The sequence below is a fragment of the Gemmata obscuriglobus genome (assembly GCF_008065095.1).
Lineage (GTDB): Bacteria > Planctomycetota > Planctomycetia > Gemmatales > Gemmataceae > Gemmata > Gemmata obscuriglobus.
This window is the reverse complement of the sequence record NZ_CP042911.1, coordinates 4,071,672-4,090,219: the sequence shown is the minus strand read 5'-3', so window position 1 is coordinate 4,090,219 and position 18,548 is coordinate 4,071,672. Positions and strand designations below refer to the sequence as shown.

The 18,548-nt window shown below is 68.9% G+C and carries 11 protein-coding genes; 6 read left to right on the top strand and 5 right to left on the bottom strand.

Annotated elements, in window-relative coordinates:
• Window positions 1-63 precede the first annotated feature (63 nt).
• The 5 genes from GobsT_RS16975 to GobsT_RS16955 all read left to right on the top strand — a co-directional run bounded on the left by GobsT_RS16975 (window position 64) and on the right by GobsT_RS16955 (window position 7,326).
• Window positions 64-1,899 (top strand): efflux RND transporter permease subunit, encoded by a 1,836-nt coding sequence (locus tag GobsT_RS16975; RefSeq protein WP_081471691.1) that lies wholly within the window; start codon window positions 64-66, stop codon window positions 1,897-1,899.
• A 175-nt stretch (window positions 1,900-2,074) separates the two neighbouring features.
• Entirely contained in the window at window positions 2,075-2,716 is a 642-nt protein-coding gene (locus tag GobsT_RS16970) for a hypothetical protein (protein WP_010041748.1), read from the top strand.
• A gap of 241 nt (window positions 2,717-2,957) precedes the next feature.
• Window positions 2,958-4,196: a dipeptidase gene (locus GobsT_RS38815; RefSeq protein WP_010041746.1), complete on the top strand. Its 1,239-nt coding sequence runs from the start codon at window positions 2,958-2,960 to the stop codon at window positions 4,194-4,196.
• Complete coding sequence (locus tag GobsT_RS38810) at window positions 4,193-6,049, top strand: copper homeostasis protein CutC (protein ID WP_162097372.1); 1,857 nt, start codon at window positions 4,193-4,195, stop codon at window positions 6,047-6,049. Before GobsT_RS38815 ends, GobsT_RS38810 begins: the two co-directional genes overlap by 4 nt.
• Complete coding sequence (locus GobsT_RS16955) at window positions 6,046-7,326, top strand: serine/threonine-protein kinase (protein WP_010041739.1); 1,281 nt, start codon at window positions 6,046-6,048, stop codon at window positions 7,324-7,326. Before GobsT_RS38810 ends, GobsT_RS16955 begins: the two co-directional genes overlap by 4 nt.
• Before the next feature lie 19 nt (window positions 7,327-7,345).
• Here the strand turns inward: GobsT_RS16955 and GobsT_RS16950 are convergent, their stop codons facing one another.
• From GobsT_RS16950 to GobsT_RS16930, 5 genes are all read right to left on the bottom strand, one after another.
• On the bottom strand, window positions 7,346-8,473 hold the full coding sequence (locus GobsT_RS16950; RefSeq protein WP_010041737.1) for a THUMP domain-containing class I SAM-dependent RNA methyltransferase: 1,128 nt from the start codon (window positions 8,471-8,473) through the stop codon (window positions 7,346-7,348).
• Complete coding sequence (locus GobsT_RS16945; protein ID WP_010041736.1) at window positions 8,473-8,913, bottom strand: hypothetical protein; 441 nt, start codon at window positions 8,911-8,913, stop codon at window positions 8,473-8,475. The genes GobsT_RS16950 and GobsT_RS16945 overlap by 1 nt, the downstream gene beginning before the upstream one ends.
• Window positions 8,914-9,088: 175 nt before the next feature.
• Window positions 9,089-10,336: a serine hydroxymethyltransferase gene (locus tag GobsT_RS16940; protein ID WP_010041734.1), complete on the bottom strand. Its 1,248-nt coding sequence runs from the start codon at window positions 10,334-10,336 to the stop codon at window positions 9,089-9,091.
• Between the two features lie 106 nt (window positions 10,337-10,442).
• On the bottom strand, window positions 10,443-13,874 hold the full coding sequence (locus tag GobsT_RS16935; protein ID WP_010041732.1) for a sigma-70 family RNA polymerase sigma factor: 3,432 nt from the start codon (window positions 13,872-13,874) through the stop codon (window positions 10,443-10,445).
• A 142-nt stretch (window positions 13,875-14,016) separates the two neighbouring features.
• Window positions 14,017-14,625 carry an HAD family hydrolase gene (locus GobsT_RS16930; protein ID WP_010041730.1) on the bottom strand — a complete coding sequence of 203 codons (609 nt, stop codon included), beginning with the start codon at window positions 14,623-14,625 and terminating at the stop codon, window positions 14,017-14,019.
• Window positions 14,626-15,097: 472 nt separating this feature from the next.
• On the opposite strand from GobsT_RS16930, the gene GobsT_RS16925 reads away from it, so the two are divergent.
• Window positions 15,098-18,196, top strand: a complete 3,099-nt coding sequence (locus GobsT_RS16925) for a PAS domain S-box protein (protein WP_010041727.1) — start codon at window positions 15,098-15,100, stop codon at window positions 18,194-18,196.
• The last annotated feature ends 352 nt before the right edge of the window (window positions 18,197-18,548 follow it).

The window sequence follows — 18,548 nt, the reverse complement described above, 5'->3', positions numbered from 1 at the left end:
CCACTGTCTTGACGCTCCGACGGCACATCATTTCACGACGATCTTACCCGCGGCCGGGTTATCATGAGATCACCACCCAGAGGTGACGACGTGCGAATCACCCCCCGCCTGCTCCCTGTTCTCCTGCTTGCCGTATCGGCCTGCGGCAGCCCAGCAGTACCGACTCCCTCGGACGCACCCGATCCTCCTGCGACCAAGAGCGCCGGGCCAACCGTCCGCGTCGATGCCGTTTACCCCGGCGCGAGCGCGCATGTCATCTGCGACACGGTGGCGGTACCGATTGAGCACCAGATGAAAGATTTGGAGGGAATGACGTCTCTGGAATCGGAATGCCGCAACGACGGATCGTACAGGCTCGCCGTGCGGTTCAAGTCCGGCACAGATGTCAACGTAGCGACCGCCCTGGTCCGAGAACGCGTGGCCCTCATCAAGGCGCGGCTTCCACCTGTCGTCTCCCGGGAGGGCGTGACCGTGCGGAACGACGACCCGGGCCGTTTTCCGACTCTCTGGGTGGCCGCTGCCAGCCCGAACGGCACGTATGACGCCATGTTTCTGAACAATTACGCTGCCCAGCGGGTGAAAGATGAACTCACACGGGTGCCCGGGGTCACCGATGTTCGTGCCATGAGTCGGTCCGAGATCGCCATTCGGGTTTGGCCCGACACGGACAAGCTCGCCGCCAGCCAAATCACAATCCCGGACATCGTGGGAACGGTGGAACTGCAGAAGATCCTCTTCGAGGCGGAGCAAGCCGGCCGTGCCCCTGCGGAAACGTCCGTTCCGCTCACCTTTACCTACCTGGGACGTCGCCCCGACATTGAGCTATTTCACCAAACCTGCCTCAAGTTCGGGCCCGAACAAACAGTCATCCGCCTCGGGGACGTGAGCCGGATCGAACTCGCCCCAAAATCTGACGGCTTCACCCGTGTGGGCGGCAGGCCCGCGGCCCTGCTGGCAGTTCGTGTCATCGACACGAAGTCCGCAGCCGGCGAGCTGCGGAAGAAACTCGCCGAGTTCGAGAAGACTAATCCCAAGGATCTGACGACGGGGTTGGTCGCCGACCTGTCCGCGGATCGGTTCGCGGTGATCGAACTGCGGTTCCCCACCGAGGCGTCCGCGGCGCGCATACAGGATATGGTCACTCGCGTTGAAAAGCTGGTCCGCGATTTACCTGGAAAACCGGACTGCCTGGCAGTCTCCGAGAGCGAGATGAGCACAGAGATCGTTCTCGTAAAGCTCTCCTCGGGGGACAGCCCTTCCCCCGCCGACCTCCGCACAGCGCTTGCGCAGGTCGGCGGCGCCGCGGTCCGGGTGTCCAACCTGTTGTCCGGCCGCCCGTTCCCGGTCCGTGTCGCGATCCTCGACAAGGTTGGCCATGGGTGGGCGAAACTCCGGGCCGCGGGTGACGCTGTGGTTCAACGACTCGCGCAGGCCGGTGTCGCCCTCGATCCCGCTCTCACACAAGCCCCTGGTTCGCCCCGCCTTTCGATTAACCTCAACTACGAGAAGTTAAAGCAACTGGACCTGGACCCCAAGGATGTCGTGAAGGCCATCGGAGTCGCGGTCGGCAACCCGGACATTACCGATGCGATCCTCGATTCGTGGTGGATGAGCCACTCGCTCGGCAAGCAATTCCGCGGCGCCAACGAACTCAAGAAGGTTGAGTTGAAGGCACCGGCCGGCAAAACGATCCCGCTCGGTGCAGTTGCCGAGGTTCATGAATTCGTCCCCGAGGCGACGATGCTCCGCGTGAACCTGCACCCTGCCATGGTTGTGACGGCCGATGTACCGCCCGGAAAGACGGTCGCCGAGGTGACCGCAGAGTGCGTAAAGGCGGCGAGGGCCGTCGTGCCGCGGGGGTTCGAGGTGTGCGAGACATCGGCCGCCGAACCGCGGTAGACAAGTTCGCCCGCCCCCAGCGCATTCCGCGGCGATCCAAGGCATCGCGCGGACGCATCGGGGCGGTGTTCGGTGCCGCGCGCAGTGCTCCTCGGGGTGCGGTTTGGGCGATCGCAGCCCGCACCGTAGATCATCACGAGCACCGCCGCGAGCCGAAGTTAGTAGGAGAACCCCCATGCCGCCCCTCGCCACGCACCAGATCGTTTTGCCGATCGCCGCGTGCGTTCTGCTCGCCGTCGTGGCGGGGCGCATCCCCCGTTACCGGTTCGCCCTCCTCGGATTCGTCGCAATCGTGGGCTACGCAGTCCTTCAGGACCAAGTGTCGGCGCGGCTGTGCCCCGAGTACTTCACGGTGCTGCACCGCCCCATCCCGGGCGTCACTGATCCGACACTGCTCGGGGTCTGCTGGGGGTTCCTGGGCGGGTGGTGGGGCGGGGCGCTGCTCGGATACGCCGCAGGGCTCACCGCGACTATCGGCCCGCGCCCCAAACTCGCCCCGTGGGAGATCCTCAAACCCCTCGCCCTGCTGATTGGTGGAGTGGCGGTTGTAACGGCGCTAACCGGGCTCAGCGTGTGGCGCCACAGCGAAATGCTCGGCGTCGTTCTCGACCCCGGAATGGCAGAAGCCGTTCCGCCGAAGCGGCACCGCGCCTTGTTCACGGTCGCGTGTTACCACTTCGTCGCGTACGCGAGTTCCGCTGTTGGCAGTGTGGTGTTGTGCGTCTGGGTGGCGTCCGAGCGCCGCACCCGCGCGAGGCAGGAAAAGGAAACGGGGCTACCGGACTTGCCGGATGACGCGCGGCGCGGTGAGGAGTGATACCGGCTTTGAGGCACAGGGCTCCCGCCCTGTGCTACGCCCGCCGGCCCCTCCGGGGCGGAAGAACCGGCTCAGAGGCGGCTCATACCAATTGTCGTTGCACCCCGAAGGAGCCTTCTGACGGATCACACAGCGGGCCCCGTGCCTCCCCACACTGCCCCGAGTTTGCCCTCCCCTGCCCTCTCGGGTATCGTGACGCGTATCCTCTCCGCTGCATCCCTCCGCATCGGACCGCACCCGCATGTACCACCGCGCCACCGCCGCACTCGCGCTCGCACTGATCGCCGCCCTCGCGCTGCCACGCGTACCGGCCGTTGACCCGCCCGCCAAAACCATCACCGTGTCCGAGAAGGCGCTCGCCATCCACAACGAGGCGTTGCTCATCGACGGACACAACGACCTGCCGTGGGAGTTGCGCGAGACCGGCGAGCCCGGCTTCAAGAACATCGACCTGACCAAACCGCAGAAGAAGTTCCACACCGACATTCCGCGGCTCAAAAAGGGCAACGTCGGCGCGCAGTTCTGGAGCGCGTACGTCCCCTCCTCCACCGCGAAAGCCGGCACCGCCGCCAAGATGACCCTCGAACAGATCGACGTCATCCACGAGATGGTCCGGCGCTACCCCGACACGTTCGAGATGGCCGCGGGCACCGAAGACATTCACCGCATTCGTAAGGCCGGCAAGATCGCCAGCCTCATCGGGATCGAGGGCGGGCACAGCATCGAGAACTCGCTCTCGCTCCTCCGGAACTACTACCGGCTCGGGGTGCGATACATGACGCTGACGCACTCCGAATCGCTGGACTGGGCCGATTCGTGCTCGGACGCGCCCAAGGCGAACGGCCTCAGCCCCTTCGGCGTCAACGTGGTGCTGGAGATGAACCGCCTGGGGATGCTCGTCGACCTCTCACACGTCTCACCCGAAACGATGAAGGCCGCACTGAAAGTCACAAAAGCACCTGTCATCTTCTCCCACTCCTCGGCGCGCGCGGTGGCCGACCACCCGCGGAACGTCCCGGACGACGTGCTGAAGCTCGTGAAGGAGAACCGCGGCGTGGTCATGGTGAACTTCTACAGCGGGTTCCTCACGCCCGACGGCGCGCGGGCGATGCAGCTCATGTTCGAGAAGGGGCGTGAACTCAAGAAGCAGTTCCCCAACGACGACGCCAAGTACCGGGAGGCGTACCGCGCCTGGTCGAAGCAGAACGACTACCCCGCCGGCGACGTGCGGAACATCGTGGACCACATCGACCACATCGTGAAAGTCGCCGGCATCGACTGCGCCGGGATCGGCTCGGACTTCGACGGCGTGCCGAAACTGCCCGCTCAGATGAGCGACGTGTCGTGCTACCCGCTGCTCACCCAGATCATGCTGGACCGCGGGTACACGAAGGAGCAGATCCACAAGGTGCTCGGCGGGAACCTGATGCGGGTGCTCGCCGACGCGGAGCAGGTGAGCCGCGAGTGGGCCAAGCCGTGACCACCCCGAAAGTCGCCATCATCGGCGCCGGCCTCGCGGGGCTGACCGCCGCCCACCGGCTCCTGTCGCGGCCGTCGCCCCCGGAGGTGGTCGTCATCGACAAGGGCCGCCGGGCGGGCGGGCGGCTGTGTACCCGAACGATCGACCTGCCCGACGGGCGCCGGCCGCGGTTCGACCTCGGGCCGCCGGTCCTGTACGCCCGCCGGCCGGGCGACCGCACCCGCGCCGACGCCCGCGCCGCGGCGCTCGACGAGGAGCTGCCCGGCCCAGCCCTGTTCACCCGGCGCGTGGTCGGCCGGGTCGGCGCCGACGGCGAGGCGGCCGGCGACTGGGAGGTCAGCGGCCTCACCGCGACGGACGGGATGCGCGAGCTGGCGTTCCGGCTGATCGCCCGGCACGGCGATCTCGTCACGTTCTGCGACCACACGGTGGCGGAGAAGCTCGAGCGCACCGAGGACGGCTGGCGGGTCCACACCCGCTCGCTCCGCGACGGCCTCGAAGCCGCCTTCGGGGTGAACGCCCTCGTCCTCACCCCGCCGGTGCCGCAGGCGCTCGAACTGCTCGAACAGAACAAGCTCACGATCCCCGACGAGTTGCGGTACACGCTTCGAGAGGTCCGCTACGCGCGCTGCGTCGCGCTCTATGGCCTGTTCGCGCCCGCGACCGGCCTCCAGCCCGGGGGCGCGTGGATCGGCGACGGGCCGCTCGAATGGGTGCTCGACAACTTCCTCCGGGACGTGTCCCCGGTGGCCGGTGCGGTGACCGCACTGGCGCGGCCAGAGTGGTCCGAGGAGCACTGGGAAAAGCCGGACGAACAGCTCATGGAGCTGCTCATTCCGCGGGTGCGGGCGTGGGTCGGTAACCCGCTCGACCCCGCTCACGTCTGGCTGCACAAGTGGAAATGGGCGCGGCCGCAAAACCCGGTGCGGATGCCGTGCGCCGTGCTACGCGACCTCGGCGCGGTGATCGCCGGGGACGGGTTCTGCGGCGCCTTCCCCGATCCGGTGGACGCGGCCGTGGCGTCGGGCGAGATCGCGGCCGACCGCATCGGCGCGTTGCTCACGGAACTCACCCGGCGCGACGCGCGGTACACCGTCGGCCGCCCGCGGAGCCTGACGCTCGAGATCGCGGTCACCAGCCCGCAGGAGGCGCTCGCGGCGGCGTCCAACGGGGCCAACCGGCTCGAACTCTCGGTGGGGTTGGAGGTGGGCGGGCTGACGCCCTCGCTGGGGGCGTTCCGGTCGGCGCGGGCGTTCACCCGTGAGGCGGTTCCGATTTACGTGCTGATCCGCCCCCGCGCGGGCGGGTTCGCGTACTCGGAAACCGACTTCGAGGTGATGCTGGACGACGCGAAAGCGTTCCTGGACGAGGGCGCGGCCGGGATCGTGTTCGCGGCGCTCACCGCGGACGGCCGCATCCACCGCGGGCACTGCAGCGAGCTGGTGCGGCTCGCGCGCGGCAAGGCGGTGTTCCACCGGGCGTTCGACTTCCTCCCGAACCAGCTCGCCGCGCTCGACGAGCTAATCGAGCTGGGCTTCGAGCGCGTGCTCACGAGCGGGGGCGCGACCACCGCCGAGACGGGAACAACGCACCTCGCGGCGCTGGTGCAGCACGCCGGCTGGCAGATCGAGGTCCTGCCGGCGGGGCGCGTTCGGCCCGAGAACGTCGCCGATCTGGTCCGGGCGACGCGGTGCGACCAGGTCCACGCCGGCCCGCGCCGCCCGCTCGAAGACCACGGGCTCGCGGCGCGCCCGTTGCTAGCTCCCGCGATGGGCGCGACCACCGAACTCGACCCGGACGTGGTGGCCCGGCTCCGCGCACAACTGGACGGGTTTTCCGAATCGCTATCATGAGCGGGATGACCGCCGACCCGCCGCTCGCGACGTTCGTGGCCGCCTTGCGCCAGAGCCGGCTGATCGACGCGCCCGACGTCGACCGACTGGCGGCGCGGCACGCACCGCGTTCCGGGCGCGCGTTCGCCGAGGCGCTCATCAAGTCCGGGGTGCTCACCCACTACCAGGCCGACAAGCTGCTCCGCGGGGTGTGGCAGGGGCTCGTCCTGGGACCGTACCACATCCTGGCCCCGCTGGGCCGCGGCGGCATGGGGACGGTGGTCTACCTCGCGCGGGACCGGCGCCAGGCGGAAGAACTCGGCGACGTCGAACTGGTCGCCCTCAAGCTGCTTCCGCACCGCAAGACCGCACACGACTTGCGCATCCTGGCGCGGTTCCGGCGCGAAATGGCGCTCGGGCACCGGGTCAACCACGCCAACGTCGTTCGCACCCTCGGGGCCGGCGAGATCGACGCGGTCCACTACCTCGCGCTCGAGTTCATCCCCGGCCGCACGCTGCGCCAGGTCGTGATCGACGGCGGCCCGCTCGCGGTGGGGGATGCGGCCCGCGTCTTCGCCGATGTCGCATCCGGGCTGGCGCACCTCCACGCGCGGCGGCTGGTCCACCGCGACCTGAAGCCGACCAACATCATGGTGCGCCCGGACGGCCGCGCGGTGGTCCTCGATCTGGGCCTGGCGCTGTCGATGGGCGAAACGCTCCCGAACGACCCGACGATCGTGGGCGGGCGCGGGTACGTGGTCGGAACGATGGACTACCTGGCGCCGGAACAGGCGGTCGACGCGGCGGCGGTCGGGCCGCCGGCGGACCTGTACGGGTTGGGGTGCGCGCTCGCCTTCGCGCTCACGGGATCGGTCCCCTTCCCCGCGGCCACCACGAAAGAAAAGGTGCTCAAGCACCGCACCGAACCGCCGCCCGCCCTTGAGGGGGTGCCTCCGGCGTTCCGACAGGTCGTTCACCGGCTGATGGCAAAGCAGCCGGCGCAGCGGTACGGATCGGCGGCCGAGGTGCGCGAAGTGCTCGCGCGGTGGGCCACGGTCGCGCCGGTGCGTTCGGCCGTGGACGCACTCACGCTCGCCGACGCCCCGCACGGCGACGCCGGACTGTGGGACGCCGCACCCGGTGAAGAACTGCCGACGGCCGAACTCGTCGAAGAGATCCCGGAAGTGCTGGAGTTACCACCGGAGGAGAAGAGCGAACCGCGAGTGCGCACCGGTTGTGCGGGCGTGGTGCTACTGGGAATGGCGCTCGGCGGCCTGGCCGGCATGTGCGCCCTCTGACCGGCAGACGCCCCTCTCGTCAGGAGGTCTTGAACTCCCACAGGAAGCACTCGAGCGAGCCGTTGAAGAACGGCTCCTTGTGAACCACCTTCAGTCGGATCTTCTTCGCCAGCATCGTGTTGCTCGTGAGCACGAGCAGCCGCCACCCGGGCCAAAACTCCTTCGCGACCGCCCCGATCCGCGCGTACAGCGGAATCAGCTCTTCCTCTTCGCCGATCCGCTCGCCGTAAGGCGGGTTGCAGACCAGTGTCCCGGGCACGTCCGACGGCGGACGGGCTTCGCGCAGCTCCAGCTTCTGGAGGTTCAGCAAGTGCCCCACGCCCGCGGCCCGGGCGTTCATCTGGGCGAGACTGATGGCGTCCGAGCGCACGTCGGACCCGCAAATGGGGGCGGGCAACTCCTTCAGTACCGCTGCGCGGGCGTCGTCGCGGATCGCGTTCCATACGGTCCGGTCGAAGTCGGGCCAGCCCTGGAACGCAAACCACTTCCGCGTCAGCCCCGGCGGGCGGTTCAGGGCGATCCACGCGCCCTCGACGCAGAACGTCCCGGAGCCACACATCGGGTCCACGAGCGGCGTGTTCTTGTCCCACTTCGCGCGTAACAACAGCCCGGCCGCGAGCGCCTCGTTGAGCGGGGCGATGGTCTGGATGGGCCGGTAGCCGCGCTTGTGCAGCGAGGACCACGAGCTGTCGAGGCTCAGCACCGCGTGGTTTTTCGAGACGTGCAGGTTGAGCCCGATCATGGGCTGGTCCGGGTCGACGCTCGGCCGGCGCCCGACGCGCTCGCGGAACTGGTCGCAGATCGCGTCCTTCACCCGCCGGGCGGCGTACTGCGAGTGCGTGAGCGCCGAGTCGCGCACGTTGCAATCGACCGCGAGCGTCTGGTCGGGCGTCATCCAGTCCGCCCAATTGATCGAGCGGACGGCGTCGTAGAGTTCGTCCGAGTTGTGAACCTCGAACTCGTGAACGGGGCGCAGCACGCGCACGGCCGTGCGGAGCCACAGGCACGCGCGGTAGAGCAGCGCCGGCGGCCCCTGGAACGTGACCCCGCCGCGGCCGGGCTCGACCGCCTCCGCCCCGAGCGCATCAAGCTCGCTCGCGAGCACCGGTTCGAGGCCGCGGGCGCAGGTGGCAAAGTAGCGGGTCATTACACGAACTGCTGAATCAGGTAAACGACGCTCGCGACCAGCACGATCACGACGACGATTGCGAGGTGGATGAGGCGCTGGGTGTACCAGACCTCCACGGCCTTGCCGAACCGCACGCCCATCAAGCCGGCTTCGACCCCGGCGGAAATCAGAAGATCGATGGGCAGCGCGAGCAGGAACGTGATGATGCTGGCCTCCCAGGGCGGCAGCCGCGCCGCGTCGCACGCCGCGTGAACGCCGGCCCGCAGCAGGCTGACCGCCAGCACGAACGCGACCCACGACACGAACATGATCCCCGCCGCCACCGTCACCCCCGGCTTCGGCAGCCCGCACAGCACGCACGACCACCGGTAAATGAACGTCAGGAGGAACATCAGCACCGGGATCAGCAGCACCACACAGGTGCAGCACCCGAGCAATATCAGCAGCGGTTGCGCCACGGTGCGCGTGATCCTCGGTCGTCGAGTCGGTGGGAATGCAGTTCCGAACGGTCAGCGGGACACGTCTTCGCAAGATCCGGCGTGCCCAGCAGCAGTCATGTTCTTATTAGCAATCGGGTCGGGTGTGTTTGTGGCAGAGTGCCAACGCAGACGCACCCGACCCGATTGTCGGCCGTCACACGCCGGCTTCGGCCGGGGCCGGGAACTGCTTGCTCAGTTCGAGAACGCCGCCCTTCACGCGCGCCGTGACCGCGGCGTCGCCGCCAGAGGTCAGCACTTCGGTGATCCAGCCGGCGATCCGCTTCATTTCCGCCTGCTTCATGCCGCGGGTGGTCAGCGCCGGGGTGCCCAGCCGGACCCCGGACGGGTCGAGCGGCTTGCGCGGGTCGAACGGGATCATGTTCTTGTTCACCGTGATGCCCGCGGCGTCGAGCGCGTGTTCCGCGAACTTCCCGGTGGAGCCCTTGGCGGTCACGTCGATGAGCATCAGGTGCGTGTCGGTCCCGCCCGACACGACCGGGAACCCGGCCGCGAGCAGTTCCTCCGCGAGCACCTTCGCGTTGAGCAGCACCTGCTCCATGTACTGCTTGAACTCCGGCTTGAGGGCCTCGCCGAACGCGACCGCCTTCGCCGCCACGACGTGCATCAGCGGCCCGCCCTGGATGCCCGGGAAGACCGCGGAGTTGATCTTGTCCGCCCACTCCTGCTTGCACAGTACGAACCCGCTGCGCGGCCCGCGCAGGGTCTTGTGGGTGGTGGAGGTCACGAACGCGGCGTGCGGCACGGGGTCCGGGTGCAGCTTCGCCGCCACAATCCCGGAGATGTGCGCCATGTCCACCATCAGCGGCGCGCCGACCTCGTTGGCGATCTCGCCGAACTTCGCGAAGTCCAGGGTCCGAGGGTAGGCGCTCGCCCCGGCAATGATGAGCTTCGGCTTGTGCTCCCGGGCCTTCGCGGCCAGGTCGTCGAAGTCGACACGGTGGTCGTCTTTGCGAACGCCGTAGCTCACGACCTTGAAGTACTTGCCCGAGAAGTTGAGCCGCATCCCGTGGGTGAGGTGCCCGCCGTGCGCGAGGTCCAGCCCCATGATCGTGTCGCCGGGCTGGAGCGCGGCGAGGAACACCGCCATGTTGGCCTGCGCGCCGGAGTGCGGCTGCACGTTGGCGTGGTCGCCCCCGAACAACTGCTTGGCGCGATCGATCGCCAGCCGCTCGACCACGTCCACGAACTCGCAGCCGCCGTAGTACCGCTTACCGGGGTAGCCCTCGGCGTACTTGTTGGTGAGGCACGACCCCTGAGCGGCCATCACCGCGGGGCTGGTGTAGTTCTCGCTCGCGATCATCTCCAGCCCGACCTGCTGACGGGTCCGCTCGCTCGCGATGGCGGCGAACACGTCCGGGTCGGCCTGCTTCAGGATGTCCATTTCGTCTCCGGCGGGTGCGCGCCCGGTGCCGGGCCGCGCGCAGGCGCGCGTTCGGGTGTACAAGAAGGTTATAGTGTCCCCCCCGGCACCGGGCCAAAGAACCCGCTCAGCGGCCGGTCAGCCGCGCAAGTGCCGCCTTGGCCTCGCGGGTCAGCCGGACGCCGGGCGCGCCGGTCGCGAGTTGTGTCAGGAGCTTGCGAGCCGCGGCCGTCCCGATCTGCTCCAGCGCCTCGACGGCCCGCACGTCCCGCAAATCCTCGTCGCCCGGAACGGCGGCCGGGGCCAGTGCGGCGCGAAGCCGCTCCGCCCGGCTCCGCAACTCGGCCGACGGTTTGCCGGCGAGGGCCGCCGCGAGAGCCGGCTCCGCCCGGCTGCCGAGCGCCCGCAGCGCCTTTTCGGCCCCCTCCCGCATCCCGAACGCCTCGGCATCGAGTTGCCGCACCAGCCCGGCGGCCTCGGCGGCCGGCACCCCGGACAGGTTCTTCTCGAGCAGTTCCAGCGCGCGGTCGGGTGCGTCGACCAGTTGCAGTACGGCCGCCCGCCCGAAAGCCGCGTCCGGGGCGGCCAGTGCCTTCCACACGGCGCCCGCCTCGAACGCTCCGGTTGCGGCGCGGGGCGCGGCGTCCCAGACCAGAATCGTGCCGTCGATGTGCCCGGTGATGACGGTCCGGCCCCCTGACCCGACCGCCAGCGCGGTCGCGAACGCGCCCGGCTTGCGCCCCCGCGGCACGCCGACCGCCGCGACCGTTCGGATCTCCCGGCGGGTAGCCACCTCGACCGCGCGGAACCCGCTCGTACCGGCGATCACCAGCGTCCGCCCGTCGGGGGCGAACTCGAACACCGCCGGCCCTTCCACCGGAAAGCTGGCCAGCTCTTGGGCCGTCGTCACGTCCCACACCTTCAGCGGACTGTTACCGGCCGGCTGTCTTGTACTGGTTTCGTTGGCCCGCGCCGCCAGAAGTCGTCCGTCCGGCGAGAACTTCAGCGCCACAATGCACGGCCAAGCGTCACGAAGCGAGGGGGAGTTGAGCCGCCCCACGTTCTTCCCGGTCGCCGTCGCGACCAGGTGGATGTCAACATCCGGTTCGTCCTGGGGAACCGTAGCGTACACCGCGCCACCAGGAGCGAGAACAGTCATTGAATTGCACGTGCGTGAAAACTCTTCCTGCACGAGCTTTTGTGTGGCGAGGTCCCACACCGCCAAGTAGTAACCGAACGGCAATTGCGCGTTCCCAGCGCCACCGGCGCTCAAGGTGACGAGTTGCTTCCCGTCCGTGGTGACGGCCGCCTGCCCGCGCCCGCTTGAACCGTACAGCGAGAACTCCTGTTTCCCACCAATCGCGAGCGTTTCCTTGCCGGATTTGAGATCCCAGCCCTTGAGAATGTGTGTGCCGCTGCGGCCGCTGGTGATCAGCGTTCGCCCGTTCGGAGTGACGGCGGTGAGTGAGCTCGATCCTATTGGTAACCGGTGTTGCGGTCGGCCGGTTCGCAGGTTCCACACGTAGCACATTGCGTCCGCCGCGGCGGACACCACGGCGTTACCGTCTGGAGTGAACCGGAGACGGGTAACGGCCTCGGTGTGGCCGCGGTCCCATGTGGCCGGCCAGGTCGACTTTCCAGTAGCGACGTCCCACCGCTGGACGGTCGGGGTGCCACACACGAACCCGGTCCCGTCCGGGGTGAAGGCGAAGTTCGTGGGCACTGCCTCGCCTGTAAAGGCGTCCTTGTCTGGAACACGGAGCGGGTCGTCCAGTTTCCGGACAATCACTTTTTTGACCGTGTCGAGCAGCACCACTTGGCGGTGCCTGTTGACCAGATCGATGAGTCGGCCGTCTGCGGATGCGGCCACCGGCCCGTGCTGGTCCTGATCGCTGTCGCCGGTGCCACCCCACCTCGCTCCTTTCACCGGTTTCCCGTCTGTTGTGGACCACACCTCGAACCCAGCGTTAATGGTGTCGTTCTGGACGATCACACGTTTGCCGTCCGGAGTGAAGAGGAAGAATTTGAGGTGCGGCAGCGACTTGTCCCAAAGCACCTTTCGGGCCGACAAGTCCCAGCAGGTCAGGTGTCCGTCCCGCTGATGGGCGAGGAGCATCGACCCGTCAGGTGAGAATAGCGTTCGCGGCACATTGGAGAACGGCGCGGAGCTTGTGAACTCCCGGAGTTCAACCGGCTCGCCAACGGCGGCGAAGCTCCACACACACGTTTTCCGAGATGCTCGAACGAAGGACACCCGCTTCGTTCCGGCGTGCACGCACAACGCGGCGATGGGGGTCTCGCCCAGTGGGGCTTTGGCAATTGGCGTGCCAGTTGCGCCGTCCCACACCAGGGCGGGGACCGCCCCCAGCGCGAGCTGCCCGGCCGGCTTGCCAGTTGCGAGATCCCACACCCAAAGTTCTGCCTTGTCGTTGCGACCGGGGTACACCATTCCGGCCAGGTACCGGCCGTCGGCCGAAAGGGCCGTCTGGTACGCGGGCGGGCCGTCGAGCGTGCGGACCTCGCGCGTGTCTCCGGTGACGGGGTCGAACGTGCGGACAACAAGGTCGTTGCCGACGGTGACCACGGTTTTGCCGTCGGGAGTTACGGCAACATGGGCGCCCGGGGCGCGGTGCTGCGTGGTGCCCAACCGGACCATTGCGCCGGCGGGAAGCGGGTCACCGAACGCGTCGGCGCGGGCGTCGGCCGGTCGGGGCGGTGGTGCGGTCGAGACGGGCGCGAGGGACTTTTCTTCCGGAGGGGCGGCGGCCATGCCGAGCCCGACCCCGCACGCCACGAGGGCCGCCGCCAGGCCCAGCGCCGGAGCCCATCCCGCCCGCGAGCCGAGCAGCACCGCGACCGCCGCCGGGGGGCGGCCGGTCCGGGCGTAGCCGACCACCGCGCGGGCCGTGGCTTCGGCGGCCCCGGTGGCGAGGTCAGCGGCGAGCACGCCGAGCCCCCCCGCCGGGAGGCCGACCCCGCGGCGGGCGAGCCGGTCCCGGAGCAGGTTCCGCCCGCGCTCGAGGCGCCGCTTGAGCATGGCGAGCGAGCAGCCGAGCGCCCCGGCGGTTTCGTCCCGGGTGCGTCCTTCGAGGTAGCACAGCACGAGCGGCCCGCGGAGCGGTTCCGGCAGGGCCGCGAGTTCCTCGTCCACGGCCCGGCACACCTCGCCCCACACAGCGGATGCGTCCGGTCCGGTTCCACCCGCAACGCCGGCTGAGGGCGGCATCGCCTGCGCCCGGCGGGCGCGACGGGCCTTGCGGGCGAGCCGGACCGCGGTCACGTGCAGCCACGGCCCCACGGTCGCGCCCCAGCGCCCGCCGCCGGCCTTGCGGGCGAGGACGAGGAACGCGGCCTGGCACACGTCTTCGGCCGCGTGGGCGTCGCCGAGGTGGCGCCGGGCGGTGCCGTACACCAACCCCCAGTGCCGGGCGACCAGATCCGTGAACGCGGACTCGTCGCGGCTGGCCGCGAACCGGTCCAGGAGTTCGGCGTCCGAGGGCGGCGCGCCAGGCACGCTCCGGAGCAGTGTGGCGGCGCGATGGAGTTCGAGACGGGGCATGTGTGGCTCTCCGATCGGGTGGGCGGTTTCGGAGTAAATGCCCATTTGAGACGCGCGCGGCGCAAGAAAGTCGAGTCCCAGCAACCGGCCCTCGCCCCGAGCGCTTCGGCGCGCAGTTGAGCGGGACGAGGCGCCTTCCGCGTTACAGTTCGACCCCGGCCGACAGCAGCTTGTCGGCCAGTGTGCCGTCGGCGCGGTACACGATGCCGGTCCAACCGAACCGCTCCGCGGCCTCAATGTTGGTGGGCAGGTCGTCCACGAACACGCACTCGTGCGGCTCGCAGTACGCGTGCTCCTGAATGTGCGCGCAGAACGCGGGTTCCGGCTTGCGTGCGCGGGCCTCAAAGGACGTGCCGAGGTGGTCGAAGTGGGCGAGCACGTCCGCGAACTGCTTGGAGTACGCGTCGAAGTGCGCCCGCGTCGTGTTGCTTGCCAGGACGATGCGGTATTTCGGCTTCAGCCGCGGGATCAGGTCGCACACCTCCAGGTTGCGCCAGAAGATCGCGACGAACGCCGCGAGGAACTGCTCGTCGGTGCAGGTGAGCCGGGCGTCCAGTTTGGCCTCGCGCACGTACTCGGCGGTGTCGATGGCCCCGCGCTCGTAGGCGTCCTCGATCTGGCTGCCGTACAACTTCAGCGCGATTTCGACCGGCGGGAACTCGGTGTACCCCGCGAGCCGGGCCACGGCGCGGCTGTGGTCGAAGAACGCCACCACGTTCCCGAAGTCGAAGATCACCGTCTTGATTGCCATGCGTCACCGTGCCGCGGGCGGAGCAAAGGGTCCTTTGACAGGATTAACAGGACGGCCGGAATTGGAAAGGCAGCGCCGCGGTTTCCGTCCCGCGCCCGCGTGAAAGGCTCGCCGTCAGGTGCTACGCGGACGGTGTTTCGGTGCCGGACGCGCACCGGCCGCCGGAACACCCCCGCACCGGTCCGCACCGACGGACGAATGGGGTTCACCGGATTCAAGTCGAACCGGCCCGCGAACAAGAACCGCCCTGGCACGCGAGCGCGATCAGGGCCGGTAAAGCCGGATCATGCGTGACGGATATCTCTTGTGCGTTCCGGTTCGGAATTACTGGTCAATCTTCGCCGCAACGACGTATGATCCATTCTGAGGCGCGCTCGACTCGAAGCCGCTATCCACTCGCCCTCCGCAATTTAGCTGCCAATTAGACTTTTATCATCAACTCCCCGGACTGACCGGCGCTGAGGAGGAGTACTTGTCCCGCCCGCGAACTCACATCCAACTCGCGCCCCCGCCGCGCGTGTACGCCGTCCCCGCCGCCGTCGCCGCGGCGGGGGCCGTTCGGTTCCTCCTCGACCCGATCCTCGGCGAAACCCACCCGTACATCCTGTTCATCTTTCCCGCGCTCTACCTCGCCAACCGCGCCGGGTGGAAGTCCGGCGCCGTGGCCCTTGTGTTGGGGATGATGCTCGCCAACTTCCTGTTTGCCGTCCCTCGCATGTCCTTCTGTGTTGCCGCCCCGGAGAACCAGGTCGGGTTGCTCGTCTACCTGGCCGTCGGCGGGGCCGGCGTGTACCTGGCCGACGCCCGGCGGACGGCCCAGGGCCTCGCCGAGGCGAGCGCGGCCGCCGTCGCCACCGAGTCCGCCGCGCACCGCCAGACGCAAGAAGCCCTGCGTAAGCAGCAGGCCCGGCTCCTCGACCACGCCTTCGACCCGATCCTGACATGGGAGCTGGGCGGCAACATTACGTACTGGAACGCCGGCGCCGAGCGCCTCTACGGGTACACCGCGGCGGAGGCCGTCGGGCGGTCCGCGCACGAACTCCTTCAGACCGTCCTGCCCGACAGCCGGACCGCTCTCGAGGCCACCCTGCGGTGCGGCGGGCGGTGGGAGGGGGAGTTGCGGCACCGGACCAAGGGCGGCAACTGGGTCGTCGTGGACAGCCGAATGGTCGTCGCCCGGGCCACGGGGGCGCTCGAAATTCTCCAGTCCGACCGCGATGTCACCGACCAGCAGCGGGTGGAAGCGGACGTCCGGGACGCCCTGGAGCGGTTCCGCGGGGTCGTCGAACAGGCCGTCGACGGGATCATCACCATCGACGAGCGGGGCACCGTCGAGACCGTCAACCCGGCCGTCGCCCGGGTCTTCGGGTACGCGCCCGACGAGGTGGTCGGCAGGAACGTCTCCCTGCTCATGCCCGACCCGTACCGGGGTGAGCACGACGGGTACTTGGCGGACTACCTGCGGACCGGCACCGCCAAGGTCATCGGCGTCGGGCGTGAGGTGCGGGGCCGGCGAAAGAACGGAACCGAGTTCCCGCTCGACCTGACGGTCAGCGAGATCCGCGTGGCGTCCGGCCGGCGGTTCACCGGGATCGTCCGCGACATCACCGAGCGGAAGCGGGCCGAGGAGCAGCTCCGGGCGAGCGAAGCGCGGTTCCGCAACTTCGTCGAACAGGCGGCCGACGCGTTCTTCCTGCACGACGCCGGCGGTACCATTCTGGACGTTAACCGCCGGGCGTGCGAGAGCCTCGGGTTCACCCGCGAGGAGCTGGTCGGGATGCGGGCGGAGGCGATCGACCCGGACCTGTCCCCGGACCTGTTACGTCGGGTCGCCGAGGACCTCGCGACCGGGCGGCAGGTGTCACTCGACGCCCGGCACCGGCGCAAGGACGGTGCAACGTTCCCGGTCGAGGTGCGGCTGAGCCCGTTCGAGGTGGACGGCCGCCGGCTCGTGCTCTCGCTCGTGCGGGACATCACCGACCGGCGGCTGGCCGAGGAGTCGCTGCGGCTCCGAGACCGCGCCATCCAGGCCGTGACTCAGGGCATCCTGATCACCTCGCCGGCACTGCCGGACAACCCGATCACCTACGCCAGCCCCGGGTTCGAGGGGGTCACGGGCTACCCGCCGAGGGAGGCCCTCGGGCGCAACTGCCGGTTCCTGCAGGGCAAAGACTCCGACCCGGCCGCGGTGGCCCTGGTCCGGGAGGCGGTCCGTGCCGGTCGCGACTGCGCGGTCGAGGTGCTGAACTACCGGAAGGACGGGACCCCGTTCTGGAACGCCCTGTCCGTCTCGCCGATCCGGGACGACGCGGGAGAGCTCACCCACTTCGTCGGGGTGCTGGTCGACGTGACCGACCGCAAGAAGCTCGAGGAGCAGTTCCACCACGCCCTGAAGATGGAGGCGGTCGGGCGCCTCGCCGGCGGGGTGGCGCACGACTTCAACAACCTGCTCACCGTCATCAACGGGTACAGCGAGGTGCTGCTCGCCGGGATGAGCGACGAGTCCGACCCGGACCGGCGGGCGGTGGCGGCGATCCGCGACGCCGGGGAGCGGGCCGCCGCGCTGACCAGCCAGTTGCTCGCGTTCAGCCGCCGTGCGGTTCTGAAGCCTCGGGTGCTGGACCTGAACAAGGTGGTCGCCGAGACGGGAAAGCTGCTCGGCCGGTTGATCGGAGAGGACGTTCGCCTGTCCACCGCACTGGACCCGCGCGCCGGGCGGGTGAGCGTCGACCCCGGCCAGTTCGGCCAGGTGCTGATGAACCTCGCTGTGAACGCCCGGGACGCGATGCCCACGGGCGGCCAACTGACGATCGAGACGCGGGCTGTGGTTCTGGACGAGGCGTACGCGAAAGGGTGGCCCGAGGTGCGCCCCGGGCGGTACGTGATGACCGCCGTGTCGGACACCGGGTGCGGGATGACGGACGAGGTCAAGTCGCGGGTGTTCGAGCCGTTCTTCACCACGAAGGAGGCGGGCAAGGGGACCGGACTCGGTCTGGCCACGGTGTTCGGCATCGTCAAGCAGTCGGGCGGGCACGCCGAGGTGTACAGCGAGGTGGGGGTTGGAACGACCTTCAAGGTGTACCTACCGGCGGTGAGCGATGCGGACGCCGTACCGCTGGACACCGCCCCCGCCACCGTCCGCGGCGGAACGGAGACCGTTCTGCTGGTCGAGGACCAGCCGGACGTCCGGAGAGTGGCCCTCGTGTCATTACAGGCGCACGGGTACCGCGTTATTGAGGCAGGCGACGGCCGGACTGCGCTCGATCTGGTGGAACGGGACCGGCCGCACCTGGACCTTCTGGTAACGGACGTGGTGATGCCCGGGATGAACGGGCGCCAGCTCGCGGAGGCGCTGCGGCCGCTCTACCCGGGGCTCAAAGTGCTGTACATGAGCGGGTACACCGACGACGCCGTCGTCCGGCACGGGGTCCTCCAGGCGAACGTCGCGTTTCTGCACAAGCCGTTCACCCCGTTCTCGCTGGCCGGCAAGGTGCGCGAGCTGCTGGACCAGGAGCGAGAGCCTTTGACAGGCAAGGACGCCGCAGCCGGCTCGGCGCCCGGCCCTCGGTGAACCGGAGATGAGAGCCGCCACGCTCAATCACGACCACGACCGCCGCAACGTGCGGTTCGAGGTGCAGGTACGGCACCGCGGGCACGGGGCGCCTCCGGCATCTACCGGGACCGGAACAGAGCCCGGCCTGTGGTGCGGGTGCTGGAGCGCCAAGGTCGCGATGCGCGGATCGAAGTGAAACGTAACCATCTCTGAGCGTGCAAGGAGAGACCGGCCGCAGGTCGTCGAGGCGTCGCCCGTTCACCTCAACGTCTGCCGCCGGTCCCCCCAGTAATACCCGTCTCCCAGTAGGCGCTAACACGTCGCGCAACTGTTTCTTCCAACGCCATTTCGGCATGTTTACTGCACACTC

Excerpts from the sequence above, each read along its gene's own strand:
- GobsT_RS16975 (WP_081471691.1), top strand. The coding sequence starts at position 64 with ATGAGATCACCACCCAGAGGTGACGACGTGCGAATCACCCCCCGCCTG.
- GobsT_RS16970 (WP_010041748.1), top strand. The coding sequence starts at position 2,075 with ATGCCGCCCCTCGCCACGCACCAGATCGTTTTGCCGATCGCCGCGTGC.
- GobsT_RS38815 (WP_010041746.1), top strand. The coding sequence starts at position 2,958 with ATGTACCACCGCGCCACCGCCGCACTCGCGCTCGCACTGATCGCCGCC.
- GobsT_RS16955 (WP_010041739.1), top strand. The coding sequence starts at position 6,046 with ATGAGCGGGATGACCGCCGACCCGCCGCTCGCGACGTTCGTGGCCGCC.
- GobsT_RS16950 (WP_010041737.1), bottom strand. The coding sequence starts at position 8,473 with ATGACCCGCTACTTTGCCACCTGCGCCCGCGGCCTCGAACCGGTGCTC.
- GobsT_RS16940 (WP_010041734.1), bottom strand. The coding sequence starts at position 10,336 with ATGGACATCCTGAAGCAGGCCGACCCGGACGTGTTCGCCGCCATCGCG.
- GobsT_RS16935 (WP_010041732.1), bottom strand. The coding sequence starts at position 13,874 with ATGCCCCGTCTCGAACTCCATCGCGCCGCCACACTGCTCCGGAGCGTG.
- GobsT_RS16930 (WP_010041730.1), bottom strand. The coding sequence starts at position 14,625 with ATGGCAATCAAGACGGTGATCTTCGACTTCGGGAACGTGGTGGCGTTC.